The sequence below is a fragment of the Thiomicrorhabdus chilensis DSM 12352 genome (assembly GCF_000483485.1).
Taxonomy (GTDB): Bacteria; Pseudomonadota; Gammaproteobacteria; order Thiomicrospirales; family Thiomicrospiraceae; genus Thiomicrorhabdus; species Thiomicrorhabdus chilensis.
In genome coordinates this window covers 783,842-807,687 of sequence record NZ_KI519609.1, presented here as the reverse complement: position 1 = coordinate 807,687, position 23,846 = coordinate 783,842, and the positions used below count along the sequence as shown (strand labels likewise).

Annotated in this window: 23 protein-coding genes and 2 pseudogenes; 15 read left to right on the top strand and 10 right to left on the bottom strand. The window is 49.5% G+C overall.

Annotated elements, in window-relative coordinates; all coding sequences use genetic code 11:
- The first annotated feature begins 13 nt into the window (after positions 1 to 13).
- From rodA to hslO, 7 genes are all read left to right on the top strand, one after another.
- Entirely contained in the window at positions 14 to 1,141 is a 1,128-nt protein-coding gene (rodA, locus tag B076_RS0103835) for a rod shape-determining protein RodA (RefSeq protein ID WP_028486142.1), read from the top strand.
- Positions 1,142 to 1,306: 165 nt separating this feature from the next.
- Positions 1,307 to 2,497, top strand: coding sequence for a D-alanyl-D-alanine carboxypeptidase family protein (locus tag B076_RS0103830; protein ID WP_028486141.1), 1,191 nt, complete (start codon positions 1,307 to 1,309; stop codon positions 2,495 to 2,497).
- A gap of 59 nt (positions 2,498 to 2,556) precedes the next feature.
- Entirely contained in the window at positions 2,557 to 3,447 is an 891-nt protein-coding gene (locus B076_RS0103825) for a D-amino acid aminotransferase (protein ID WP_245566311.1), read from the top strand.
- A gap of 28 nt (positions 3,448 to 3,475) precedes the next feature.
- The gene (locus B076_RS0103820; RefSeq protein WP_028486139.1) at positions 3,476 to 3,760 is read left to right on the top strand and encodes a YbeD family protein; all 285 of its coding nucleotides are present in this window, start codon (positions 3,476 to 3,478) and stop codon (positions 3,758 to 3,760) included.
- Between the two features lie 204 nt (positions 3,761 to 3,964).
- Positions 3,965 to 4,600, top strand: a complete 636-nt coding sequence (lipB, locus tag B076_RS0103815; protein WP_038150394.1) for a lipoyl(octanoyl) transferase LipB — start codon at positions 3,965 to 3,967, stop codon at positions 4,598 to 4,600.
- A 68-nt stretch (positions 4,601 to 4,668) separates the two neighbouring features.
- Entirely contained in the window at positions 4,669 to 5,688 is a 1,020-nt protein-coding gene (gene lipA / locus B076_RS0103810) for a lipoyl synthase (RefSeq protein WP_038150393.1), read from the top strand.
- Positions 5,689 to 5,731: 43 nt separating this feature from the next.
- Entirely contained in the window at positions 5,732 to 6,592 is an 861-nt protein-coding gene (gene hslO / locus B076_RS0103805; RefSeq protein ID WP_028486136.1) for an Hsp33 family molecular chaperone HslO, read from the top strand.
- A 155-nt stretch (positions 6,593 to 6,747) separates the two neighbouring features.
- Here the strand turns inward: hslO and yaaA are convergent, their stop codons facing one another.
- Positions 6,748 to 7,524 carry a peroxide stress protein YaaA gene (gene yaaA / locus B076_RS0103800; RefSeq protein WP_028486135.1) on the bottom strand — a complete coding sequence of 259 codons (777 nt, stop codon included), beginning with the start codon at positions 7,522 to 7,524 and terminating at the stop codon, positions 6,748 to 6,750.
- Positions 7,525 to 7,806: 282 nt separating this feature from the next.
- On the opposite strand from yaaA, the gene B076_RS0103790 reads away from it, so the two are divergent.
- The gene (locus tag B076_RS0103790; RefSeq protein ID WP_028486133.1) at positions 7,807 to 8,697 is read left to right on the top strand and encodes a bile acid:sodium symporter family protein; all 891 of its coding nucleotides are present in this window, start codon (positions 7,807 to 7,809) and stop codon (positions 8,695 to 8,697) included.
- Positions 8,698 to 8,702: 5 nt separating this feature from the next.
- On the opposite strand, the gene B076_RS0103785 is transcribed toward B076_RS0103790, so the two are convergent.
- From B076_RS0103785 to B076_RS12045, 6 genes and pseudogenes are all read right to left on the bottom strand, one after another.
- Positions 8,703 to 9,935 (bottom strand): RNA-guided endonuclease InsQ/TnpB family protein, encoded by a 1,233-nt coding sequence (locus B076_RS0103785; RefSeq protein ID WP_028486132.1) that lies wholly within the window; start codon positions 9,933 to 9,935, stop codon positions 8,703 to 8,705.
- 181 nt (positions 9,936 to 10,116) lie between these two features.
- Positions 10,117 to 10,383, bottom strand: a complete 267-nt coding sequence (locus B076_RS0103780) for a hypothetical protein (protein ID WP_028486131.1) — start codon at positions 10,381 to 10,383, stop codon at positions 10,117 to 10,119.
- A gap of 173 nt (positions 10,384 to 10,556) precedes the next feature.
- Positions 10,557 to 11,033 (bottom strand): annotated as a pseudogene (locus B076_RS13400) (pseudouridine synthase); the annotation flags it as partial.
- 150 nt (positions 11,034 to 11,183) lie between these two features.
- A pseudogene (locus B076_RS13395) lies at positions 11,184 to 11,309 on the bottom strand (S4 domain-containing protein); the annotation flags it as partial.
- Positions 11,310 to 11,354: 45 nt separating this feature from the next.
- Positions 11,355 to 12,044 (bottom strand): N-acetylmuramate alpha-1-phosphate uridylyltransferase MurU, encoded by a 690-nt coding sequence (murU, locus tag B076_RS0103770; RefSeq protein ID WP_028486129.1) that lies wholly within the window; start codon positions 12,042 to 12,044, stop codon positions 11,355 to 11,357.
- 42 nt (positions 12,045 to 12,086) lie between these two features.
- Positions 12,087 to 13,169, bottom strand: coding sequence for an aminoglycoside phosphotransferase family protein (locus B076_RS12045; protein ID WP_038150390.1), 1,083 nt, complete (start codon positions 13,167 to 13,169; stop codon positions 12,087 to 12,089).
- Positions 13,170 to 13,364: 195 nt separating this feature from the next.
- On the opposite strand from B076_RS12045, the gene B076_RS0103760 reads away from it, so the two are divergent.
- The 6 genes from B076_RS0103760 (at position 13,365) to B076_RS0103735 (ending at position 20,437) form a co-directional block, all read left to right on the top strand.
- Complete coding sequence (locus tag B076_RS0103760; protein WP_169721404.1) at positions 13,365 to 15,632, top strand: LPS-assembly protein LptD; 2,268 nt, start codon at positions 13,365 to 13,367, stop codon at positions 15,630 to 15,632.
- Between the two features lie 52 nt (positions 15,633 to 15,684).
- Positions 15,685 to 16,974, top strand: a complete 1,290-nt coding sequence (locus B076_RS12040) for a peptidylprolyl isomerase (RefSeq protein WP_038150742.1) — start codon at positions 15,685 to 15,687, stop codon at positions 16,972 to 16,974.
- Between the two features lie 138 nt (positions 16,975 to 17,112).
- Positions 17,113 to 18,108 carry a 4-hydroxythreonine-4-phosphate dehydrogenase PdxA gene (pdxA, locus tag B076_RS0103750; protein ID WP_028486127.1) on the top strand — a complete coding sequence of 332 codons (996 nt, stop codon included), beginning with the start codon at positions 17,113 to 17,115 and terminating at the stop codon, positions 18,106 to 18,108.
- A gap of 30 nt (positions 18,109 to 18,138) precedes the next feature.
- Complete coding sequence (rsmA, locus tag B076_RS0103745) at positions 18,139 to 18,948, top strand: 16S rRNA (adenine(1518)-N(6)/adenine(1519)-N(6))-dimethyltransferase RsmA (protein WP_028486126.1); 810 nt, start codon at positions 18,139 to 18,141, stop codon at positions 18,946 to 18,948.
- A gap of 67 nt (positions 18,949 to 19,015) precedes the next feature.
- Positions 19,016 to 19,873 carry a symmetrical bis(5'-nucleosyl)-tetraphosphatase gene (locus B076_RS0103740; RefSeq protein ID WP_028486125.1) on the top strand — a complete coding sequence of 286 codons (858 nt, stop codon included), beginning with the start codon at positions 19,016 to 19,018 and terminating at the stop codon, positions 19,871 to 19,873.
- Positions 19,874 to 19,876: 3 nt separating this feature from the next.
- Positions 19,877 to 20,437: a hypothetical protein gene (locus B076_RS0103735; protein WP_028486124.1), complete on the top strand. Its 561-nt coding sequence runs from the start codon at positions 19,877 to 19,879 to the stop codon at positions 20,435 to 20,437.
- Between the two features lie 44 nt (positions 20,438 to 20,481).
- Here the strand turns inward: B076_RS0103735 and B076_RS0103730 are convergent, their stop codons facing one another.
- Positions 20,482 to 20,781, bottom strand: coding sequence for a BolA family protein (locus B076_RS0103730; protein WP_028486123.1), 300 nt, complete (start codon positions 20,779 to 20,781; stop codon positions 20,482 to 20,484).
- Between the two features lie 125 nt (positions 20,782 to 20,906).
- Here B076_RS0103730 and B076_RS0103725 point away from each other — a divergent pair, with 125 nt between their 5' ends.
- Positions 20,907 to 21,413: a DsrE family protein gene (locus B076_RS0103725; RefSeq protein WP_028486122.1), complete on the top strand. Its 507-nt coding sequence runs from the start codon at positions 20,907 to 20,909 to the stop codon at positions 21,411 to 21,413.
- A gap of 115 nt (positions 21,414 to 21,528) precedes the next feature.
- Here B076_RS0103725 and B076_RS0103720 read toward each other — a convergent pair whose 3' ends face one another.
- The gene (locus tag B076_RS0103720) at positions 21,529 to 22,401 is read right to left on the bottom strand and encodes a tetratricopeptide repeat protein (protein ID WP_028486121.1); all 873 of its coding nucleotides are present in this window, start codon (positions 22,399 to 22,401) and stop codon (positions 21,529 to 21,531) included.
- A complete protein-coding gene (locus B076_RS0103715; RefSeq protein ID WP_028486120.1) occupies positions 22,389 to 23,819 on the bottom strand; it encodes an aspartate kinase in 1,431 nt (476 codons plus the stop codon). Before B076_RS0103715 ends, B076_RS0103720 begins: the two co-directional genes overlap by 13 nt.
- Positions 23,820 to 23,846: the final 27 nt, after the last annotated feature.

The following is a 23,846-nucleotide window of genomic DNA, read 5'->3' as shown; positions in this document are numbered from 1 at the left end:
ACGCGTTTACATTATGAAAATTGCGCTTACCAAAACGGACAATGTTTATCGCAGGAACAAAGGGTTTCTCGACATCCTGCATATTGATGGCTGGCTGTTATTAGGAATACTCATGCTGCTCAGCGCCAGTACACTTTTGGTTTACAGTGCTTCCGGCGGCGACATTGACGTCACTTATCGCCACATCTTGAGGATTGGGTTTGCCTTGGCTTTGATGTTGATTTTCGCGCAAATTCCGCCCAATATTCTCTACCTGTTTACTCCGTGGCTATTTTTGGCGGGCATCCTCATGCTGATTGCGGTGATTCTGTTTGGCGATGTCGGCAAAGGCGCGCAGCGCTGGCTCGATCTTGGGCCGGTGAAATTCCAGCCGTCCGAACTGATGAAACTGGTTCTGCCGATGACCATCGCCTGGTTATTTGCCCATAGCAACCTGCCCCCAAGCTATCGACGGCTGGCGGTAGGCGCGCTGCTCATTGCTTTTACAGCAGGACTGATTGTGGTTCAACCCGATCTCGGCACTTCATTGCTGATCGCCATGAGCGGTTTGTTCGTACTGTTTTTCGCAGGCCTGCCTTGGAAAATCATCTTCGGCGCGATTGTCGCTACGGTGGTGAGCCTGCCGATTGTCTGGCATTTTATGCATGCTTATCAAAAACAGAGGGTATTGACCTTTCTCGATCCCGAAACCGACCCGCTTGGCAGCGGTTATCACATTATCCAGTCGAAAATCGCAATCGGTTCCGGTGGGATTGAAGGCAAGGGTTTTATGGGCAGCACCCAAGCCCATTTGGATTTTCTTCCCGAAAGCACCACTGACTTCATCTTCTCGGTACTGGCGGAAGAATTTGGCCTGATCGGCGTCATTCTCTTGCTCACTTTATATGTGTTTGTCATTGCTCGCGGGCTGTTTATCGCATCCCAGGCTCAAGGGAATTTCTCGCGTCTGGTAGCATCCAGCCTGATGATGACATTGTTTGTTTATGTGTTTGTTAATATCGGCATGGTCAGTGGCCTGCTGCCGGTCGTCGGCCTCCCCCTACCCCTGATGAGTTATGGCGGTAGCGCACTGGTTACCCTAATGATCAGTTTCGGCATCTTAATGTCGATCCATACACATAAAAAACTGCTTTCCCAATAACCAAACCCACTTAAGCCCTTTTCATCCCGCTAAGGGCACTCTGGGCATTTCGATTTGCTTTAGGATATGGTAAATTAACCCACTTAAACAAATCGCCGAAGCTGGCGCGCCAAGACCGACCCTTTTATTAACCAAAACGCTTTTAACAGAGCACAGTGGATGATTATGCAAACACTCAAATCTCGATTGATTCTTCTATTTTTATTACTGACGCCATTACTGTCACAAGCGAACCAACAGCCGCTTCCGGCACCGGCTATCCCGCATGTGGTGCCTTCCGCACCCAAGATTTCAGGTACCTCTCACCTGCTGATTGACTTCAATAGCGGTAAAGTTTTGGCGCAAAAGGAACCTAACAGTCGAATCGAACCCGCCAGCTTGACCAAAATCATGACCGGCTACGTGGTCATCAACGAACTGACCAACGGCAACATGAGCATGGACGAAATGGTCACCATCAGCAAAAAAGCCTGGAAAATGCCTGGATCGAAGATGTTCATTGAAGTCGGCAAACAGGTTTCGGTTCGTGATCTGATCAAGGGTATGGTCATCCAGTCCGGTAATGATGCAAGTGTCGCCTTGGCCGAACATATTGCCGGCAGCGAGGAAGTATTTGCCCAGCTCATGAACAAATACGCCAAAAACTTGGGCATGGAAAACACCCATTTCATGAATGCCACCGGCTTGCCGCATCCTGACCACTATACAAGCGCACACGACTTGGCGATTTTAACCAAAGCACTGATCACCAAGTTTCCAGAAGAGTACAAATGGTATTCCGACAAAAAATTCACCTTCAACGGCATCACCCAATACAACCGTAATAAACTGTTGTGGCAAGACCCAACGGTTGACGGTCTGAAAACCGGCCATACCGAAAGTGCCGGATTCTGTCTGGTATCCTCTGCCAAACGTGACGATATGCGACTCATCAGTATTGTGCTGGGCACAAACAGCATGGAAAAACGCATTCAAGAAACCCAAAAACTGCTTAATTACGGTTTCCGCTTTTTCGAGACCCACCCGCTGTACAAAGCCAACCAGCGTCTGAACGACGTACGAGTATGGGAAGGCAGCAAAGACATTCTTGGGGTTGGCCTGCAGCAGGATTTGTATGTCACCATTCCACGCGGTCAATACAAAAACCTGCAAATTGAAAGCAGCATCGAGCCGGACATTGTCGCCCCGATCGAAACCAACCAGCCACTTGGGCAATTGCATGTCTCACTCAATGGTGAAGTCATCAGTGAACAGCCGCTTGTCGCTCTGTCGAATGTCGAAGAAGGCTCGTTTTTCAAGAAACTGATGGACCAAATCAAACGCACCTTCAGTTCTCTATTCAGTTTTCTGGATTAAGTTAACTCAGTGACCGAAAGAGCCTATTCTTTCGGTCACATTTAGGACAAATCACACAAATGAGTCAAAATGAATCTCCGGTCATGCAACAGATCGTCTATCTGAACGGAGAATATCTCCCCATGGCCGATTCTAAGATTTCCACCCAGGACAGGGGCTTTCTGTTTGGGGACGGCATCTACGAAGTCATTCCGGTCTACCAACGCAAACTGTTTGCCTGGCCTGAACACTTGCAGCGTCTTAAAAACAGTTTGCAAGCGGTCAGCATCCCCAACCCTCTGACCGATGAAGAGTGGTTAGATCTGTTGACAGGCCTGGTCAAAAAACACCCATGGGAAAACCAGTTCATCTACCTGCAAGTGACCCGCGGCATTCAAATGCAACGCGACCATATGCCTGCAGACTGCCTGCACCCCACCATTTACGCCTATACCAATCCCCTCAAACCATTGGATGCCAAGATATTGAGCCACGGCATCAAGGTGGTGAGCCTTGAAGACATTCGCTGGTTACGCTGTGACACCAAAGCAATCACCCTATTGCCTAACGTTATGATGAAACTGGCAGCCAAACAGCAAGGTGCCGACGACGCCATCCTGATCTCTCGGGACGGCAAAGTCACCGAAGGCTCGGCCAGCAATGTCGTCATCGTTAAAGAGGGAAAACTGCTGACCCCGCCAAACAGTCAGCATATTTTGCCCGGAGTGACCCGTTTGGTGATTGAAAAAGTCGCCAATCAGCACCATATTCCTTTTATTGAACGGGAACTGAGTTTGGCGGATTTGCAAACGGCCGATGAAATCTGGTTGACCAGTTCCACCAAAGAAGCGGTTCCGGTTACCCAGCTAGACGGCAAGGAAGTCGGAGATGGCCGACCCGGGCCGGTATGGCAGAAACTGCATCAGCATTACCAGGACTACAAGGCCGAGTTTATCGCGCAATATACTTGAGCCTCCCTTTAACCAGAGAGTACATGCCATGACTAAAGACTTACACCTTCCCGATAACGAAAGTTTGATCGAGTTTCCGTGCGACTTCTGCCTAAAGGCGATGGGACACAACACCGAAGAGTTCATTGATTTGGTTTTCGAGGTCACACAAAAGTATGCCCCCAGTGTGACTCGGGAAAACATTCATATCAAAGACTCCAAAGCCAAAAAATTCATTTCGGTCAATATCACCTTTTACGCCACATGTATTGAGCAGATACACGGCATCTATGGCGACCTGAAAAAGCACCCCCAAGTGTTGATGACACTATAAGAGACCTTTGCACGAGATGGTTACGCGAGTAAAAATGGTTAAAAACCGCCTGCTTTTCGTTAAAAACCTTGCCAATAGCTCGCTATTGCCTACGATTTTTGCCTTAATCAGTCAATTTTTTCCTCATTTTTTCAGCGCGCCCCACTCGTGCAAAGGTCTCTTTAAGCGTTTGCGCCTGACAGAATTAAACGGCACACCTTTGATATGCTGATCCGAGAATTGGGCATACAGCCTTACCAGACCACCTGGCAAGCCATGCAGGATTTCACCAACCAGCGCGACGACTCAAGCCCTGACGAATTGTGGATTGTCGAACACCCGGCGGTTTTCACCCAAGGCCTGAACGGCAAAGCCGAACATCTACTCAGCCTCTGTCCGGACATTCCTGTGGTGCAGACCGACCGGGGCGGACAGATCACCTACCATGGTCCGGGGCAGCTGGTCGTCTATGTACTGGTGGACTTGAAACGTGCCAAAATCGGGGTGCGCGCTTTAGTGACCTTGATGGAAGAATCCATCATCCAACTGCTTGAGCGCTTCGGCATCGACTCCAAGGCGCGTGCCGATGCTCCGGGTGTCTATGTCCAGGGACGCAAAATCGCCTCCCTTGGGCTGAAAATCCGGCGTCAAAAAAGTTACCACGGACTCGCCCTGAATGTGAACATGGATCTCACCCCTTTTCAGATGATCAACCCCTGTGGACTGCAAGGCATGCAAATGGCGCAACTGTGTGATTTGATGGAATCTCAGGCCTGCCCACCCATCTCCGATCTGGGACAACAGCTGTCAGATATTCTGCAAGCCGGGCTACAACGCTACACCAACGCAAGCCAAGCTTAAATTCAGCGAAAAACCCGCGAATCCTTTATAATAGGCGGTCAATTAACAGCAGCGGACGGTTTCAGAGCATGTCAAATCCTCCTCAATTTCAAGAAATCAGCATCGACTCCATTGGCAACCGAGAGAGTCTAAAAGCGCGAAATGAAGCCATGCCCAAAGGACAATACAAAACCAAGTCCTTAAAGCATCGCCCGGATCCAAATGCGGAGAAACTGCAAAAACCTCGCTGGATCAAAGCCCAGCTGCCTAAAGCCAAAGACATTCACCGAGTGGCCGAACTCAAGGCCATCATGCGTGAAAAAGGTCTGCATTCGGTGTGCGAGGAAGCGTCCTGTCCGAATCTGGGCGAATGTTTTGGACACGGCACCGCAACGTTCATGATCATGGGTGATATCTGCACCCGAAAATGTCCGTTCTGCGACGTGACTCACGGACGTCCCAAACCGTTGAATAAAGAAGAACCCCAGCATCTGGCGGACACCGTCAAAGCCATGCAGCTCAAGTACGTGGTCATCACCTCGGTGGATCGCGACGACCTGCGCGACGGTGGAGCCCAACACTTCAACGACTGTGTCTCGGCACTGCGTCAAAGCCTGCCCTCGCTAAGAATCGAAACCCTGGTACCCGACTTCAGAGGTCGCCTGAGTGTCGCACTGGAAACCCTGCAACAAGTCCCGCCCGATGTACTCAACCACAATCTGGAAACCGTGCCACGCCTTTATGAAGAGGCACGCCCCGGAGCCGACTACCAGGCCTCACTGGATTTGCTGAAACGCTTTAAAGAAATGAACCCGGAGGTTATCACCAAATCCGGACTGATGGTGGGCTTGGGTGAAACCATGGAAGAGTTGTTGCAGGTCATGCAAGACTTGCGCGCCCACGATGTCGAAATGCTCACGGTCGGCCAATATCTGCAACCCAGTAATTTCCATCTGGCCGTCAAAAAATACTGGACGCCGGAAGAGTTCAAACAGGTCGAGGAAGCCGGCTATCAGATGGGCTTCACCAATGTCGCCTCCGGGCCAATGGTCAGATCGTCTTACCATGCCGACCTGCAAGCCAAAGAGTCGGTTCTGGCCGCCTCTTGAACCATCGCCAACCACTTCGTGTAGATAAAGAGTAAACAAGCCCATGTCACACAACAGCGTACAACGTTTTTTATTTAAAGAACTCAATATTCGTGGCCAACACATTCGCCTTGAAGAGAGCTGGCAGGCGATGCTCGAAGAACGCCATTACCCCAAAGCCATTGTCTCCTTGCTGGGTGAATTGACTGCCATGTCGGTACTGATGGCCAACGGCATGAAACACCGGGGGCGTATTACCTTGCAGGTTCAGGGATCCGGCCCGATTACCCTGTTGGTGGTAGAAGTCACCCATGACCTGAAAATCCGCGGGGTGGCTAAAACCAACCAAACCATCACCGACGAATCCAGCATCGACGAGCTGCTTGGCGATGGCCAGATTCTGGTGACCATTGAAAACACCCAGACCCAACACCACTTTCAGTCTTATGTACCACGCGAAGGCTCGACCATTGCAGAATGTTTCGAACTGTTTTTGAGCCAATCCGAACAATTGCCTTCTAAAATCTGGCTGACGGCGAATGAGAAAAATTTGGGTGGGGTTATGATTCAGAAGATGCCGGATACCGACGGTCAGGATGAAGATGGCTGGGAACGTGTCGTTCATCTGACCACCACGGTCAAGGATGAAGAACTCAGCGCCCTTCCGGCAGAAGCCTTATTGCATCTTCTGTTCCACGAAGAGCTGATTGAATTGTTCACGGCTCAGGAAGTGGTTTACGAATGCCCTAAAGATCGTGAACGAGTTGAGGAAATGCTTAAATCGCTCGGTGAAAAGGAAGTACGCAAGATTCTCGAAGAGCAAGGAGAAATCGTCATTCACAACGAAATCTGCAATTTCCACATGCGCTTCAATGAAGCCGATATCGACGCCTTGTTTGCGGAAAATAACGACACCCTGCAATAAACGAATCCCGTCGGAATCGATCCTTACAAGCGCATTCAACTAAAAACAAACAGGCCTGGTCAAATCCAGAATGACCAGGCCTGCTCATTTTCAGCAACCCCATTTTCGCAAGCATATTTATCTCTAAAAGCCATAAGCGCTTGTGTAAACTGGCATCAATCCTCGACCTTGCGGGTAAACACCCAATCGGTCTCAGAGGACAGTTCCGGTTCGAAGCGGTAGCCGTCCACATCAAAATACTTCAACTCTTCGGCGTTTTCAATCTGCTGGTCCGCCGCATAACGCGCCATCAAGCCACGCGCTTTTTTGGCATAAAAACTGATGATTTTATACTGGCCGTTTTTCCAGTCCTTGAAGATCGGCGTGATGATTCGGGCCTTCAACTCTTTTTTCTTGACCGCTTTAAAATACTCATTGGAAGCCAGGTTCACAAGCGTTTGGCTGCCCAAATCGGCCAGCTCGGCATTCAATAGTTCGGTGATGCGGCTGCCCCAAAAAGCATAAAGATCCTTGCCTTTGGCATTGGCAAACTTGGTGCCCATCTCCAACCGATAAGGCAACATATCGTCACACGGTTTCAAGAGCCCATAAAGACCGGACAAAATACGCAAATGGGCCTGAATGTACTCAACGCCCTTTTCATCCAAAGAGTAGGCGTCCAACCCTTGATAGACATCTCCTTTGAAAAGCCACGCCGCCTGCTTGGCTTGGCCGGCCGGAAACGGCAACTGCCAATCCTGAAAACGCTCATAATTCAATTCGGCCAATTTGTCGCTGATGTGCATCAACTGCCCGATCTCCACCGGCCCGATCTGCTTCAATTCCTCTATCAATTCCGCAGCCTGATCCAACAACACACACTCGGTATGCAAATCGGTTTGTACCGCGGTCGTTTCGTCCAGAGATTTGGCGGGGGAAACAAGCATCAACATAATGACAATCCTTTAAAAAATGAATATTCGGTTCAGATGAAACATTATAAAACATTCATTTAAATAAGCGGCTCTAAACACGACAAAACCATCTCTCTTAGCGTTGAGCTTCTGTCTTTTTGAGCAGTCTAAAATAACCTTGCCCTTAAACAAACCCCCAAACCTGAAAAATTTTTCCCCCGCCATAAAAAACATCAGCGCTAACGATAGGGAATTAAGATTGTGTTTTCAAACCCGTCTTATACAATCCCAAGCTCATCATTCATAAAACCGGAAAATCTCATGTCTCCAGACCTGCTCACAAAAGTCATCCTTCCCGCCGCCCTATTTCTGATCATGTTCGGCATGGGGCTTTCCCTGCGCTTAGCAGACTTCAAAAGCGTATTGCAGGCTCCCAAGGCGGTGGGCATCGGTTTGATCGGGCAGATGTTGCTGTTGCCAGTCGTCGCCTTTTTCATCGCGGTGTCTTTGAACCTCTCTCCCGAGATCGCAGTCGGTTTGATGATCATCGCCCTGGCACCCGGGGGGGCGACTTCGAACCTATTCACCTACCTGTCTAAAGGGGATGTTTCGCTCTCCATCAGCCTCACTGCGGTGGTCAGTCTGATCACGCCTTTCACCATTCCGCTGGTGACCGCCTGGAGCATGCTTTATTTTATGGGGGATGCAGCCGTGTTCAGTCTGCCATTGCTTAAAACCATTGTGCAGCTTTTGGTGATCACCGTCATTCCGGTGGCGCTGGGCATGCTGGTATTGTCCCGTTGGCCAAATGCCGCCGCCAAGATTGAGAATCTGTTGAAATGGTTTTCGATACTGTTTTTACTGTTGATCATCACCCTGATTGTCTTGAAAAACGCCGACAATATGGCAAATTTCTTTGCCCAAGCGGGTCTGGCAACCTTGTTGCTGAATACGCTGGTATTGATTTTGGGCTATCAAATGGCCAAATTGAGCCGACTGTCGCATCCGCAGGCGGTCTCCATCGGCTTTGAGGTCGGCATTCAAAACGGCACGCTCGCCTTGGTGGTGGCCGGCACACTGATCGGCAGTGAGGTGATGATGATTCCGGCGGTCACCTATTCGTTGCTGATGTTTGTCAGCGGTGCGGCCTTTAGTGCATTTGTCTGGCAAAAACTTGACATCCTCCCCGCCCTAAAGGACGGGGATTCCTAACAGCACTAGGCTGTTAAGAGTTGGCGTGTATCACTACTACCAACTGGTTCCTGCTTCTTAGTCGAAACTAACGTTTCAACTCCACAGGCTAGCACCCGATGTCCTCGGGCAAGCACATTTAAAGCTCCTGCCAAGTCGGCATTGGCTTTAAATCCACACTCTGTACATGCAAAAGCACGTTGGCTTTTGCGGTTATCACGACTAACATGTTTGCAGTTTGGACAGGTTTGAGAGGTGTATTGAGGGTTTACCCTCAAAACATCGCCACCTGACCAAGCCTGTTTATATTCCAAAAACGAAATGAACATTCCCCACCCTTGGTCAAGGATGGATTTGTTAAGACCGGATTTCGCTTTTACATTTTTCCCATGAACTTCAATACTGCCCTTGGCACTTTTAGACATATTCCTTACTTTTAAATCTTCAACAACAATCATTGCGTGGCTTTTGCTGATGTTGGTTGAGGTTTTGTGTAAGAAGTCTAAACGCGCATTGGCAATACGCTCATGCAGTCGTGTAATGATTTGTTTCTGCTTTTTCCAGTTAGCAGAGAATTTAACTTTCTTAGACAGCTTGCGCTGTTCAAAAGCCAACTTCTTTGATAACTTTCTAAAACTGTTTAACGGTTTGATGTATGAACCATCCGATAGCGTTACAAAACGGGTAATCCCCATATCCATACCAATCATACTAGTTGAGCTATGACGCTTTATATCGGCCTCGTACTCAGTCTGAATCGACACGTACCAATAACCTCCTCTATGGGAAACCGTCATGTTTTTAACGTCACCAATGACTTGGCGTGAATTACGATATTTCACCCAACCTATTTTAGGCAAGAACACTTTGTTAGACTCTTGCTCCAGCTTAAATCCTTGTGGATAGCGAAAGCTGTCACTCAAACCTTTTTTCTTGAATTTTGGAATCCGTTTTAAAGGCTGTTTTTTATCAAAACCGTCTTTGAACGCTTTTTCTAAGTTTTTTAAGGTTTGTTGCAACGGCTGAGAATGAACGGTTTTTAGAAATCCATAATCTTCTGAGGATTTCCAAAGCTTTAGCCAAAATGCCAACTCATTGTACCAAAGCAATGGTTGCTTCTGCTCTAATCGAAACAGATTCATCGCTAAGGCTTTATTCCAAACAAACCGATTGGCACCCGCAAACTCAACCATCTTCTGTACTTGGTCAGAATTTGGATTGAGTCGGAATTTAAAGGCTTTACGTATCGTTTTTTTCATATAGAATTATTGTAACAGATTTCAAAAAAGTTCCAAACAGGCTATGCATGTTGTGCTTATATCCCCAACCTGAAGGATGGGGTTTTACGCACTGAGTGATAAACAGAAAACGCGCTAAACCCTGACGCAAATACAAAAAAGGCCTGAAATTTCAGGCCTTTTTGACGTAAAGTTAAGCGAATTAAATCGTATCCGGCGTCAACTTCACCTCTTCCAAAAAGTGACGTAATTGTGTGACTTCTGCTTTATCCGCGATTTCATGCCCGTGATGCGGCAGTCCAATCACAATCTCTTTATCACGCAAAACGATTTTGGCACGATTTGAATTGGAAATTTCAATCTCCGCTCCAAAATGCTCTAATGCATGCTCCAACTTTTTCCAATCAATATTGGTTGCAATCGGGTGTGCAAAAACCTTTTCAATCATCACTTTATGCTTATGGCTCATACTCAGTTCCTTTTTTTGTTTAATGTTTAATTGAAGCCTTTCTTTAATTTCATTTTAAAACAAAACAGCGCGAACAGACCAAAACCGCAAGCAAACTTATTTTAGATTAAGAGTTTTAATCGTGCGACGGAAAGCCATGTTCAAAGCGAACTGTAAACAACCAATTAAACCCTTTATTCGGCCATGGCCAAACTACTCGATTCAGCCAGCTGAGTTTGCAAAATGGAATATTCGTCTTGGCTTAAAAAACGCCATCGACCGAGCGGCAAATCGTCCAATAACAGGTGCATGATGCGTTGACGTTGCAGGCGATTCACCCGATACCCAAGCGCTTTACACATTCTGCGAATCTGCCGGTTCAAACCTTGAACCAGAACGATTCGAAACGTCTTGTCGGACAAACGACTGACTTCACACGGACGGGTGATGGTATCCAGAATCGGCACGCCATTTTGCATGGCTTGCACAAATTCGGCGGTAATCGGCTTGTCCACCGTAACCACATATTCTTTTTGATGGGCGTTTTCGGCGCGTAATATGCGGTTGACGATCTCGCCGTCGTTGGTCAATAACATCAGCCCTTCGGAGGCCTTGTCCAGACGCCCTACCGCAAACACGCGTCCGGGGTAGTCGACCGCCTCAACTATATTGCCGGCAACACTTAAGTCATGCGTACAGGTAATGCCGCCGGGTTTGTGGTACAAGAGATAAACCGGCTCGAATTTTCTTTCGACAGGCCTGCCATGCACCCGCACTGAATCGCTGTAATGAATCTTCATGCCCAAAAAGGCCGTTTCACCGTTTACCTGAACCGCCCCCTGCTCAACGAGCCTGTCCGCCTGTTTGCGCGAGCAAATGCCGGCTTCACTTAAAAGCTTATTGATTCGGATCGGTTTAAGTTCGTTTAGGTTCTGCGCACATTCCATCGCCTTAAAAACATCGCTCTGAGAATGCCCGGAGGGCACAGGGATTCATGGACACAGTAACTGTTCGGTTTCTTGCAGACGTTGCAGGGTGCCGATATCAGACCAGAGCCCTGAATAAAGCGCCCCGCTGACTTGCTGTTTGAGCATGGCCTCACGCAATAACGGCGCAAGTTTGATGAAATCAACATTCATGCCTTTAAACAGATCAGGATGGAGCAGGCTGAGACCGGCAAAAGTATATTGACCTTGGCTTTCCACCAGGCCTGCCGAGTTTAGTCCAAAATCCCCTTTAGCATTGAATAGAGGACTGGGCACGAGAACCAGATGAGCAAGCTGATTTTCTGAAAATGAGCAGGCCTGCTCAATGAGTTCGCCAAAATCAAATTCTGTAAAGACATCGCCATTAATGACCACAAACGGCTCCGAGCCCAACAGAGGCAAGGCGTTGATAATGCCCCCGGCCGTCTCCAGCCCGCCTTCAGGTTCCGGGGAATAGTGAATGGTCACTCCCCAGCGTTCACCATTGCCCAAGGTCTGCTCGATCTGCTGGCCGAGCCAAGCGTGATTGATGATGATGTCAGACACTCCCGCCGCAACCAGCTTTTCGATATGGTATTCGATCAAAGGTTTGCCGCACAGCGGAACCAACGGTTTGGGAAGGGTGTCGGTCAGGGGCCGCAGACGGTTGCCACGTCCGGCGGCCAAAATCATCGCTTTAACGGGAAGTTTAGACATAGGTTCTCTTGGTTTGACTTCAAAGGATTTCTGCCATGCATTTCAGGCAATGGATTTCTGCAAGCTGGCATGTGGGAGCATCTGGTTTTCCACCAGGTCCACCAGGAATTTCAACTCAGGATACTGTGAGCCAACCTGAACAATATAGCGCAAGGTCAGCGGAATGTCGTTCAGATAACCATCCTTGCCGTCACGATGATAGAGTCGCGCAAAGATGCCGGAGGCTTTCAGGTGGCGCTGAATTCCCATCCAATCCATTGATTTCTGGAAACCATTCCATTCCGATTTGCTCAACAGCCCCGCCTGACACAACTGCAGAAAATAGCTTCTCTGCCACTCCACCACCTGTTCTGCCGGCCAGGCGATATAGCAGTCGCGCAACAGCGACACCGCATCGTACGTCAAGGGTCCGTGCACGGCATCCTGAAAATCGAGAATGCCGGGGTTCTGCTGTGGGGTCAGCATCAGGTTGCGGCTGTGATAATCACGATGCACGTAGGTTTTGGGCTGGTTTAGCGCGGATTGTTGCAGAAGACTTTTCATCTCGCCCCATTGGTTTGTTGCCAGCTTGGCCAACGGCATCTGCAAATGGGTGTCTAATAACCAGTCTGAAAACAGATTCATCTCGGTATCCAGCAATTTGCCATCATAAGCCGGCAAGCTTGCGGCTGCTTTTTGCCCTTTTTGCTGCAAGGTCACCAACGCTTTCAAGGCGTCCTGATACAAAGAATCGGCTTCGGATTCTGTGGCTGAGGACAACACCGACAAATAAGTGGTGGAACCCAAATCGGTCAACAACAGAAACCCCAGCTGCGAATCCTGAGCCATCACTTGCGGAACCTGCAAGCCCATTTTCACCAATTGATTGGAGACCTCAATGAACGGGCGGCAATCCTCATGTTCAGGGGGCGCGTCCATAATGATGTAACTTTGGGCAGACGGTTTGATGCTGCCGGACCAGGCCTGTTCATTTCCAGAATCGTTTTGCGGGCCATTAATGTGGATACGATAATAACGTCGAAAACTGGCATCGCTGGAGGCGGAAACCGGCGTGGACCACTCACGGTCCTGCAATAAGGAAAGCTTATCCAGCCAATCCAACATCTGTTGAAATCTTTCATTCATAGAGGAAATACTCGGTTAAAATAAACAATTTACGAATAATTAATGATTCTCTGCTTGATGTCAAACTTGATTCACCGCCCACAGCCCTGTTTTCGGCCACTCAGCGCTTCGCCAAAAAGCCGATTTCGCCATGCAATCCGGCGCGCAGAGAGCCCACTTGCCATTTTAGCAGGCCTGGTCATTTCCGGCTGGCTTATGTCTGCCAACATGGTTCATGCGGCCGAATTGCTGAATTGCCAACCGCAATGGATTACATCGCCGCAAAGCGTGCCGCCGGAATCCGATTCGGAGCAACCCACCGATCTGGAGGCCGATTCACTGACCCAACCGCAAGCCGACGTGTATCAATTAAGCGGGTCTGCATTCATCAAACAACCCGGACTGGTGGTCTTGGGCGATGAAATCCTCTATGAAAAACTCCGCCAGAGAGCGCAAATATTCGGGCAAGTTGAATTTCATCGCGAAGACCTGATCATCACCGCCGACCAAGCAAGCTTTGATGACCAACAGAAAACCGCCCAGCTCATTCAAACCCGTTACCAGATGAAGCCGAGCCGAGCACATGGGCATGCCAGAACCATCGACTTGGACAAACAGCAAGAAATCGCCATCCTGCAACAAGCGACCTTCACCACCTGCCCGATTCAAAACTTAAGCAAGGGAACGGTTCCGGCTTCAGGAGAAGCCAAAAGCGACCAGGTCGCCTGGGAACTGGAGTTTGAAAACCTGGAAATCAACAACCAGACCCGCCGGGTCTATGGCAAAAACACCGTCCTGTTTTTTCACGATGTGCCGGTTTTTTACACCCCCTACTTCGATTTCCCGCTTGACGACCGCGCCACAGGCCTACTGATTCCCGAATACGGCAGTTACAAATCCATCACCGATGACACCAATCGCTTTTACGTCAAGCTGCCTTATTATTTCAATCTCGCCCCCAATTACGACGACACTCTGACCGTCATGTATATGCAAAACCGCGGGCCGGTTCTGGAAAATGAATTCCGTTATATGGAAAAAAGCGGGAACGTGCGCCACCAGGCCGAACTGACGCTGACGGCGCTCAACGATGCACAGACCGCAAAGGACGGATTAGCTTATCTGGACGGCAACGAGGTGGTCTATGGCGACACCATCGAACAGCGCTGGCGCGCCAAACTCCTGGCCAGCCAGAACTGGGGGCACGGCTTCAGCAGTAACATTCTCTGGCACGAGACGTCAGACGAGAACTTTTTCGCCGACATCCCGGTGGAGAACGGCTACAGAACCGTCACCAGCACGCCGCGCTATGCGCGACTCAACTACCGTCAAGAAAACTTACAGGCCTATGCCCAGCTGTACAGCTACCTGCGGTTGCGCGACGCGCCGGTCAACTATGAGAAACGCCCGGAAATCGGTCTGTTATACAATGAATCGTTTGGCGACCTGCGTTTTGACCTCAGTACCGAGGCCACCGAATTTGATGTGCCTTTAAGCAACCACAGCAAACCCGAAGCCTTACGTACCCGCTTGGTCCCCGAGCTGAGTTATGCCATTAACCAGTCATATGGCCACCTCAAGGCCAGCGTGGCCGCCAACCACCTCAATTATGCGATGCACGACAACGGCAATAACACCACTGGCAAGGACAACTTCGAGTACACGGTGATGCAATATGCGCTGAACGGCGGGTTGGTGTTTGAACGCAATTTCAACCTTGGGGAACAAACGTTCATCCAGACTTTGGAACCCGAACTGCAATACCTGCATGTGCCCTATGTCAACCAGGCTTTTGTGCCGCTGTTTGACACCACCAACAAAAGTTTGCACTTTTCCAACCTGTTCAGTAGCAACCGTTTCTCCGGCTATGACCGCATAGGCGACACCACTCAGGTTTCGGCCGCCTTGACCAGCAAGATACTGACGCAAGCCGGGGCTCCTTTTCTGGAAGCCGGAATCGGGCAGATTTTTTACCTTGAAGACCGCCAGGTCAGCCTGACCGGAACGGAACCCGATACCGCCGAACAGTCCGACTATTTCATGAAGCTGGGACTCACCACTCCGGATGTGTATTTCTATTCCACCAGCCAGTTCTCGAAGGAGGATACCGAATTGGTCAACGCCAACAGCCGACTGCGTTGGAAGCTAAGCGAAGACAATAAACTGTTGCTGAACCACACCTTATACAACAACAATTTGCCGGACGCCAAGGCGACACTGTCGGCAGGTGCCACCTTCAGGCTGTCACCGCGCTGGGAAGTCGGCACCTATTGGAACTACGATTTCACCAATGAAGTTCGCAATGAAGTGCAGCACGCCCTGCGTTATGATGATTGCTGCTGGGCAACAGAATTCTCGGTAGAGGAAACACAATTGGAAAATGGTCTGTATAATTACAGCGTTCAGTTCTTCATTGAATTTAAAGGCTTGAGCACAACCGGCTCTTCATTTAAACAATACTTGGATAACAAGCTGAATTTTTAACGGGTACCCCACTTTTTAAAAAATCGCTTTCAAACATAGAATAGGTCTCATAATGACAAAGGTTTCGAACACACTGATTTTCACTTTGCTGGTTTGGCTGATTGCCTTCTCTTCGCCCAGCCAGGCCGACCGTCTTCTGGACAGAGTGGTGGCGGTGGTCAATGAACAGATCGTCCTGCAAAGTGAACTGGAAACACGGACCCGTGAGACCGCCCAAGAATTAATGAGCCAGAATATTCCGGTGAATAATCTGCAAGAGCTGCAGAGCAAAGTGCTCGACAACATAATTTTGGAAATCTTGCAAAAACAACGTGCCCAACAGCTGGGGTTAAAGGTATCGGATGAGGAGATCAACGAACAGCTGATCCAGATCGCCACCCAGAACAAGATGTCATTGCTGACATTACGCAACCGCCTGAATGCGGAAATGCCTAACGGATTTGTCACATTACGCAACAAAATCCAGCAGAAACTATTGATTCAGAAACTGCGTCAGCAAGAGGTGATCAGCCGTACGCTGGTGACTGAAGAAGAGATCAACAACTATCTGCAACGCAGCCGCCTGGACAGCAGTCGTTTTGAATACCGCCTGCGCCACATCCTCATCACCCTGCCGGAATCCGCTACCGAAACGCAGCGACTGGAAGCCAAAGAACAGATAAACGACTTGGCGCAGCGCCTGAATAGCGGCGAATCTTTCAGTCAATTGGCGGTACGTTACTCTAAAGGCAGCAAGGCGCTGACCGGCGGAGACTTGGGCTGGTTGAAGCAGTCGCAGATTCCAACCTTTTTTGCCGACGCGCTGGACGGACTCGAACCGGGCCAGGTCAGCCCGGTCATCAGCAGCCCAAGCGGTTTTCACCTGATCAAACTGGTTGAAGAGCGCGATGCCAACCGACAACTGGTGACCCAATATCATTTACACCGTTTCATTATCTTGAGTGACAATGCAACCCAACAGAGCGAAGTGCCGATGGACATCCAACAGATTGTCGCCGACACCCGCAGCCTTGATGAATTCAAACAACTCGCCACACGTTTCGCCGACATTCCGGCCGAAGTCAACCAAAACAGCGACCTGGGCTGGAAAACCCTTGAAGAGTTACCGTTTGGCCTAAAACAGAGTTTGCTGGAACTGGCTCCCAATCAGATTGCCGAGCCGATCGCCAGTGAACAGGGTTGGGTGCTGTTCTTTTTGGAAGAGGTGCGCAATTTCGATATCAACAAGGCCAATGAACAGCAGCAGGCGATCCAGGCGATTCGTATGCGTAAAGCCAATGAAACCTTTGACATCTGGTTGCGGCGCTTGCGTGATGAAGCCTTTGTCGATATCCGCCTTTAACGCCCTGGCCTGACCCACATTGTCTGAGGTAGCGGGCAAGCCCGTCCTTGGACATTGCACCAGGCCTGCCGATTTTCAAGCCGGACGAATCCTGCTTCAAACTCGGTAGCGCCCCCAAAAACACTGTTAGGAAACTTTATGACCGCAAGATTGGTAATTACCTCTGGCGAACCGGCCGGAATCGGCCCGGATTTGGTATTGCAACTGGCCCAGTCGGACTGGCCGGTCGAACTCGTTGTGCTCGGAGATGAAGATGTCATCCGCCAACGGGCAGACCAACTGGGTTTGAAGGTGAAGATCATAGCCTATTCCCCGGATCATACACCCAAACCAAGCCGTGCCGGAGAACTTACCTTGGAATCGATTCCAGTCCATGAAGCCGTGGTTCCGGGCGAACTCAATGCGGCCAATGCGATGTCGGTCGTGGCCATGCTCAAACGCGCCATTCAGGGGTGCATGAATCGTGAATTCGCCGCTATGGTGACCGGCCCGGTTCATAAAGGCATCATCAATGAAGCGGGACTGCCTTTCAGCGGCCATACCGAACTGCTCGCCGAAGACAGTCACACCGATCGCGTGGTGATGATGCTGGCGACTCCCGGGTTGAGAGTGGCGTTGGCGACCACCCACCTGCCTTTGTCTGAGGTTCCCCGAGCCATCACCCAGAAGCTGCTGAACGAAATATTCAGCATCACCCATCAGGCGCTGGTACAACAATTCGGCATTGCCGATCCCAAGATCTTGGTGGCCGGCCTGAACCCGCATGCCGGTGAAGACGGTCATATGGGTCGAGAAGAGATCGATGTGATTGAGCCGGTCATGAACCAGCTTAAACCCAAGATGGATCTGGTCGGCCCTTTGCCTGCCGACACCCTGTTTACTCCAAAATATCTGCAACAGGCCGATGCGGTGGTGGCGATGTACCACGATCAGGGACTGCCGGTTCTTAAACACATGGGCTTTGGCAATGCGGTCAATATCACCTTGGGATTGCCCTTTGTGCGCACCTCGGTAGACCATGGCACCGCACTGGATTTGGCAGGCAGCGGCAAAGCCGATGACCGCAGCTTCCGTTATGCAATTGAAGTGGCACTGGAAATGATTCAGGCTCCGACACATACTCAGAAAATGTGACACACTCGCGATCTGACACAAGGAAATACCATGGCAGGACACAAACATAAAAAGCAGTTTGGACAGAATTTCTTGAATAACCCCAGGGTGATTCAGCAAATTGTCGCCTCCATCCGTCCCAAGCCGGATGACTTCATCGTGGAAATCGGTCCGGGAGAAGCCGCCTTGACAGAACCTCTGCTGGAAGTGGTCAACCATATGGACATCATCGAAATCGATTCCGACCTGATCGAACCTCTGTCACGTCGCTTCGGTTCCAACCCGGCTTTTAACCTGCATCATACCGATGCCTTGGCATTCGATTACGCCAGCCTGCTCACGCCGGAAAAACAGACCCTGCGCGTAGTCGGCAACCTGCCCTACAATATCTCCAGCCCGTTGCTATTCCATCTTCTGGAGTATGCCGAGCACATCCGCGACATGCACTTCATGCTGCAAAAAGAGGTGGTGGATCGCATTACCGCACAACCGGGCATCAAGGCTTACGGGCGTTTGAGCGTCATGCTGCAATACGCTTGTGAAACCGAATACCTGTTTACCGTCGGGCCTGAGAACTTCACCCCGCCGCCCAAGGTCGATTCGGCGATTGTGCGTCTGCTACCTTACCAAAACAAACCTTTTGTGGCGGACAATGAACAGGCGTTTGCCAAACTGGTCAAACAGGCCTTCAGCCAAAAACGCAAAACCTTGCGCAATACCCTCAAGGGCTTGCTGGATGCGGAGCAGATTGAAGCCTGCTGCATTGAACCCAGCGTGCGCGCCGAAAACCTGACGGTTGAACAATTCGTCAAACTTGCTAACCTATACCATCAAAACCAATCCATGCACAGTGAAGCATAAGGGATGCCCTATGATAATCGTTCATGCCTTTCAAATCCGCCCAAGCCAGCAATAGGATTCTAAACGGATGGCTACTTACATAATCGGTGATTTACAAGGCTGTTTCGACGAACTTCAGTTACTGCTGCAAGAGATTCGATATCAAGAAAATGAAGACCAACTCTGGTTTGTCGGCGATATCGTCAATCGTGGGCCAAAGTCATTGGAATGCCTGCGTTTTGTGAAAGAATTGCAACAACAGGGCAAAGCCCAAATGGTACTCGGCAACCACGACATCCATCTGTTGGCGGCCTACTCCGGTTTGAAACGATTCCAATCCAAATCCGATACGCTGACCCCGATTCTTGAGGCTGAAGATGCCGACGAATTAATCGATTGGCTGCGCCGGCAACCTTTGATAGTGTGCCATCCAGTCTATGAGGCGGTAATGGTGCACGCCGGCATCCCGCCACAATGGGAGATTACACAAGCCAGAGCACTCGCGAAAGAGGTCGAAGTTCAACTGCAGTCTGCCGACTGGCAGACGTTTGTCTGTGAACACCTCTTTGGCAGCGAACCGGATGAATGGCAAGACAGCCTGCGTGGCTGGGAGCGCTTGCGTTATATCGTCAATGCCTTTGCGCGCATGCGCTACTGCGATGCCAACGGCAAACTGGAATTCCATCTCAAATCCGCACCGGGCAAAGCCACTGCCCCTTTTGAGCCGTGGTTTGTCTTTCCGGGCCGTAAAAACAAGACCCACGAGATATTTTTTGGACACTGGTCCACTTTGGGGGCAGTGGATGCCTATCACATTCACGCCACCGACACCGGATGCTTATGGGGTGGCAAGCTTACTGCTTACTGTTTGGAAAGCAAACAGAGACACACGCTAGCCTGTCCTCAGAACAGCAAACCCAAAGATAAAAAAACGAAGAAAAAATAACCTATGGCGACAGAAACCGATAATGAAACACTTGAAACCCCGGCCCACCCGACAGCCGAGGAGATGCTGGAACGCTTGCACGCTGTGGACATCCAACAATTTAACATTTCCGAAGTGGCGAACCAGCTTAAAGGCAATAAACAGTGGATCTCAATCCTCACCATTCCGGTCAGCGCCATTTTATTGGTGGTGCTGACCTTGATCGGAACGTTTGTATTCGACTATTTCATCGCCAGTTTTTTATTTTCGGCAGGCCTGGTCTATTTCATTGCCAAAATTCTCGACCAGTATGACCAGCAATATCGCCTCAAAGCACGCAAACTGGTCATGCAGCGCATTGCCGCAACCGAAGGCGATTATGGCCTACTGCCCCACTTTAAGCATTTTTTACCGGTCAAATATCGTCATCTGTGGCAATCCCTACCAAAGGGACGTTATATGTATATTGACCAATACATTCAGGCGATTTTGCTTTTGCAGAGGAAGCTGGAAACGGAAAAGTTCACCAAAATCTGGCATCTGAATCACCCTGAACTCGCACCACAGGATGAATACGAGTTTTAAAGCCTGAGCGCACGGCCTTGCCGCTTTTGTTGAGTTATTTATCCTTAATGTCCACCGGTGCAGCGCGGTGAGGTGGGTGCTTTCTGCACCTGTTCCCACTCTTCAAGGCTGTAGGTGTGTAATGCCAAAGCATGAAACTGAGGCATCAACTCTTTAAGGACTCGATAGACCGCCTGTTGTCGTTTGACCTGACTAAGCCCGTTGAAGTCATCAGAAACCAACGTCAGCTTGAAATGAGATTCGGCCGCTGGTCCGGCATGCATGTGGCTCTCGTTGAGCAACTCCATAAAAAACACACTGAAGTGCTTTTGAATCGCTGCTTCTATTTGTGGCTGTAACAACATTTCTCTCTCCTGAAGTAACCCTAAACCGCCAGAGTATAAAACTTTTCTATAAACAGCACAAAACATTTTATTCCGAATAAACGTATAATGAAACCGATTCCATGATTCGTTTTTAGGAGTTTAAAATGCGACTTTTTATCGGTGCCTGTCTGCTTGGACTGGCCTCTCTCAGCGGCATCACTATGGCGGCTGAAGCTCAAAATACCTTTCAGCTTAAACCTGTTATCGAACTGCAAGACCCACCCAGCGACCGCTTTCCAGGAGACCCAGCTGAGCACAAAGCGGTCTATATGTGGAACAAGGCGGATCCAGCCTATCAACACAGTATTTTGAACTCAATCCAGGCGATGATCAAACGCTATGGCGACAATGTCGACATTGCGGTGGTGGCCATTGGCCCAGGGCTGCACGCTTTGGCTAAAGAGCCCAAACGTGAGGTTGAGGAATTGACTTACGCACGGATTGAGAGCTTTGCCAAAGATTATAAGGTTCGCTGGGTTGCCTGCGGCAATACCATGAATACCATCCATTGGTCACACTCCGACATGCGTCCGTTTGCCGAATACGCAGAAGTGGGAGCAGCGGCCTTAATGGAACTTCAGGAAGAAGGTTATAAACTGCTGGTCTGGTAAATCACCTTCCGCCTTTAACGAAAAAAGCCGCTGGCGAAATAATTTCGCCGGCGGCTTTTTTATAAGTTCGACAAACTGAGCGGATGCGAAGACTCAATCAAGATGAAAAGATGACTCACCCAGCCTGCGGCGCATCATTGATCAACTCGATAAAATGTTCATTATCGTGCAAAGAATTGAACACCGGATCATTTTTCACCTGATCTTTATAGCCTTCAGAATCTTCCAGCGCCTTTCTGAGGTTGTCGATCGCCTCGCCCGGCTTCCCTAAGGAGGCATAGGCACCGGCCAATTGATAAAAGGCGTGCTTGTTCTCGGCATCGATATTCAAGGCCTGATTACACAAGTTAATCGCCCACTGAGGCTCATCCATTTCAAGCGCAATATCGGCTTTGTAGGTCATGGCTTCGGTATTCTCAGGATCCAGCTCCAGAATCTGATCGTAAATCGCGATGCGATTGCTCAACACGGATTCCTGTCCGGCTTTAAGCCACAGACTGTGGATATCCTGATGCTGAGCAATGCGCTTCTGCGCACTGGTGATCCCGCGAGACTTACGATTCAATTCATCTTCCAAATGCTCCAGACGCTTTTCGTATTCCAGAATCACTTCGTTGACCTTGGTATCGGCCACATTATGAACTTTTTCCTTGATGTCGCGGATTGAGTTCCAACCGACCAACACCAAAATAGAACTCACCCCGGCAATCAAATAAAAGAAATAGGTCACCGTATCTGTGGCGTAACGCACCGCCAAGGTGGTGGCTTCCAGTTCACGGTTGACGACTTCCTTGGTCAAATTAACCTGAAGATCATTCATGTCCACCCGCAGCTGTTTGAGCTCGTCGATTACATAACGCTCGATAAACGGGTTATACATCGGCTCTTGCAGGGTTTCGATATCATGAGTCTCTTTATCGTGCCTTTCCGCTGCATTGGCGACACTCGAAAACAGCATACAAAAACAGACTAGAATCAGTGTTCGCATATGGCTATTCCGTGATCATGAACCTCAATAAGTCTGGCGTGCATCGCCTGCACAGCGGTTTCAAAATCACTTTCGTTGACCATGAATTGCATCTCCACCTGACGGGTATTCTGATGCAGCGCTTCAACATTGATGCCCTTTTCATACAAAGTGGTCACCGCTTTGGACAACAGGCCTTGAATCGCCATATCACTTCCCATCGCCGACACTAGGGACACCTTACGCGTGCTAATGGTTGCACCGTTTAAAGCGGTCTCAATTTGGGAGGTCATCTGTTTGACCTTCTTGAGACTGGCGTTGACATACAGTGTGATGGTATTGGCATTGAAATCCTTGGTCACCACCTGGCATTTAAGACGTTGGATAATATCCAGCAAAGCCCGTTCATAGGTCGCTTGCTGACCGAGCATGTCCTGGTCAAACACCTCTAAGGCGATCAGGTTTTTCATGCCGGCGATAATCTCGACCTGCGGCGCTTCCGACACATAATCATCAGTAATCAGAGTACCGTGATGATCCGGTTCAAAGGTATTCTTGATACGCAATGGAATTTGCGCCTGACGCAAGCCTTTGGCTGCACGCGGATGAATCGCTTCCATGCCCAGATTGGCAAGCTGGTCGGCAATATCGTAATTGGTCTTACCAATCGGCACCACATTGTCTTCCCCCACCAGACGCGGGTCAGCGCTACTCAAATGGTACTCCTTGTGAATCACCGCTTCAGCAGAATTCGTCATGACCGCAATTCGGCTGAAGGTCATCTCACTGTAGCCCCGGTCAAAGGTGTGCATCAGATTTTCCGTACAATGCGCATAACCGGTCACAATCGGCAGCTCCTGGCTGAAATCAATATGCCCCAGATATTTCTGAATCATCTCATCCAAAGGCAAGGTTTCATTCGCCTGCCAACCGGTCAGATCCACAAAACGGGCATTGACCCCTTCGGTCTGCAGCAAATGCGCCAGGTTCCAGGCACTGTGGGCTTCACCCAAGCTAGCCAGCAGCTCACGCACCGTCAACAGGTGGCTTTCCAATGAAAAGTGGCCATGGCTACACAGGTCCTGAAGGTGATTCAAAAGCTGTTTGGTTTCAGCGATGCGCTCATCAATGAACTGATTGGCCATGGTGCGTAAACCATCATCGGCGAACAGACCGGCATTGATCTTATTGAGTTTAAGACTGAGCTGATCCAAAGCGATGCGCCAATCATCATCCACATCATCATTGGCAAACAATCCATAAACGCCAGGCTGGCCGGTTTTTTTATGCTCTAGAAGATCATCGGTGATGCCGCCATAAGCCGACACCACGAAAATTCTGTGGTAAGGGTCTTCCGGATAGAGAATGATATTGTCTCGTACCGCTTGGTAGTTACTCATTGAAGTACCACCAATTTTTTCAACAGTTAAATTAGACATGGTTCCTTTTATTTTTTATTTGGACTA

Coding starts and splice junctions, on each gene's coding strand:
- lipB (WP_038150394.1), top strand. CDS start 3,965: ATGCTGATCCGAGAATTGGGCATACAGCCTTACCAGACCACCTGGCAA.
- B076_RS0103785 (WP_028486132.1), bottom strand. CDS start 9,935: ATGAAAAAAACGATACGTAAAGCCTTTAAATTCCGACTCAATCCAAAT.
- lipA (WP_038150393.1), top strand. CDS start 4,669: ATGTCAAATCCTCCTCAATTTCAAGAAATCAGCATCGACTCCATTGGC.
- B076_RS0103715 (WP_028486120.1), bottom strand. CDS start 23,819: ATGTCTAATTTAACTGTTGAAAAAATTGGTGGTACTTCAATGAGTAAC.
- B076_RS0103735 (WP_028486124.1), top strand. CDS start 19,877: ATGGCGACAGAAACCGATAATGAAACACTTGAAACCCCGGCCCACCCG.
- B076_RS0103725 (WP_028486122.1), top strand. CDS start 20,907: ATGCGACTTTTTATCGGTGCCTGTCTGCTTGGACTGGCCTCTCTCAGC.
- rsmA (WP_028486126.1), top strand. CDS start 18,139: ATGGCAGGACACAAACATAAAAAGCAGTTTGGACAGAATTTCTTGAAT.
- pdxA (WP_028486127.1), top strand. CDS start 17,113: ATGACCGCAAGATTGGTAATTACCTCTGGCGAACCGGCCGGAATCGGC.
- hslO (WP_028486136.1), top strand. CDS start 5,732: ATGTCACACAACAGCGTACAACGTTTTTTATTTAAAGAACTCAATATT.
- B076_RS0103790 (WP_028486133.1), top strand. CDS start 7,807: ATGTCTCCAGACCTGCTCACAAAAGTCATCCTTCCCGCCGCCCTATTT.
- B076_RS12040 (WP_038150742.1), top strand. CDS start 15,685: ATGACAAAGGTTTCGAACACACTGATTTTCACTTTGCTGGTTTGGCTG.
- B076_RS0103740 (WP_028486125.1), top strand. CDS start 19,016: ATGGCTACTTACATAATCGGTGATTTACAAGGCTGTTTCGACGAACTT.
- B076_RS0103730 (WP_028486123.1), bottom strand. CDS start 20,781: ATGTTGTTACAGCCACAAATAGAAGCAGCGATTCAAAAGCACTTCAGT.
- murU (WP_028486129.1), bottom strand. CDS start 12,044: ATGTCTAAACTTCCCGTTAAAGCGATGATTTTGGCCGCCGGACGTGGC.
- B076_RS0103780 (WP_028486131.1), bottom strand. CDS start 10,383: ATGAGCCATAAGCATAAAGTGATGATTGAAAAGGTTTTTGCACACCCG.
- B076_RS0103720 (WP_028486121.1), bottom strand. CDS start 22,401: ATGCGAACACTGATTCTAGTCTGTTTTTGTATGCTGTTTTCGAGTGTC.
- B076_RS0103760 (WP_169721404.1), top strand. CDS start 13,365: ATGTCTGCCAACATGGTTCATGCGGCCGAATTGCTGAATTGCCAACCG.
- B076_RS0103830 (WP_028486141.1), top strand. CDS start 1,307: ATGCAAACACTCAAATCTCGATTGATTCTTCTATTTTTATTACTGACG.
- yaaA (WP_028486135.1), bottom strand. CDS start 7,524: ATGTTGATGCTTGTTTCCCCCGCCAAATCTCTGGACGAAACGACCGCG.
- rodA (WP_028486142.1), top strand. CDS start 14: ATGAAAATTGCGCTTACCAAAACGGACAATGTTTATCGCAGGAACAAA.
- B076_RS0103820 (WP_028486139.1), top strand. CDS start 3,476: ATGACTAAAGACTTACACCTTCCCGATAACGAAAGTTTGATCGAGTTT.
- B076_RS12045 (WP_038150390.1), bottom strand. CDS start 13,169: ATGAATGAAAGATTTCAACAGATGTTGGATTGGCTGGATAAGCTTTCC.
- B076_RS0103825 (WP_245566311.1), top strand. CDS start 2,557: ATGAGTCAAAATGAATCTCCGGTCATGCAACAGATCGTCTATCTGAAC.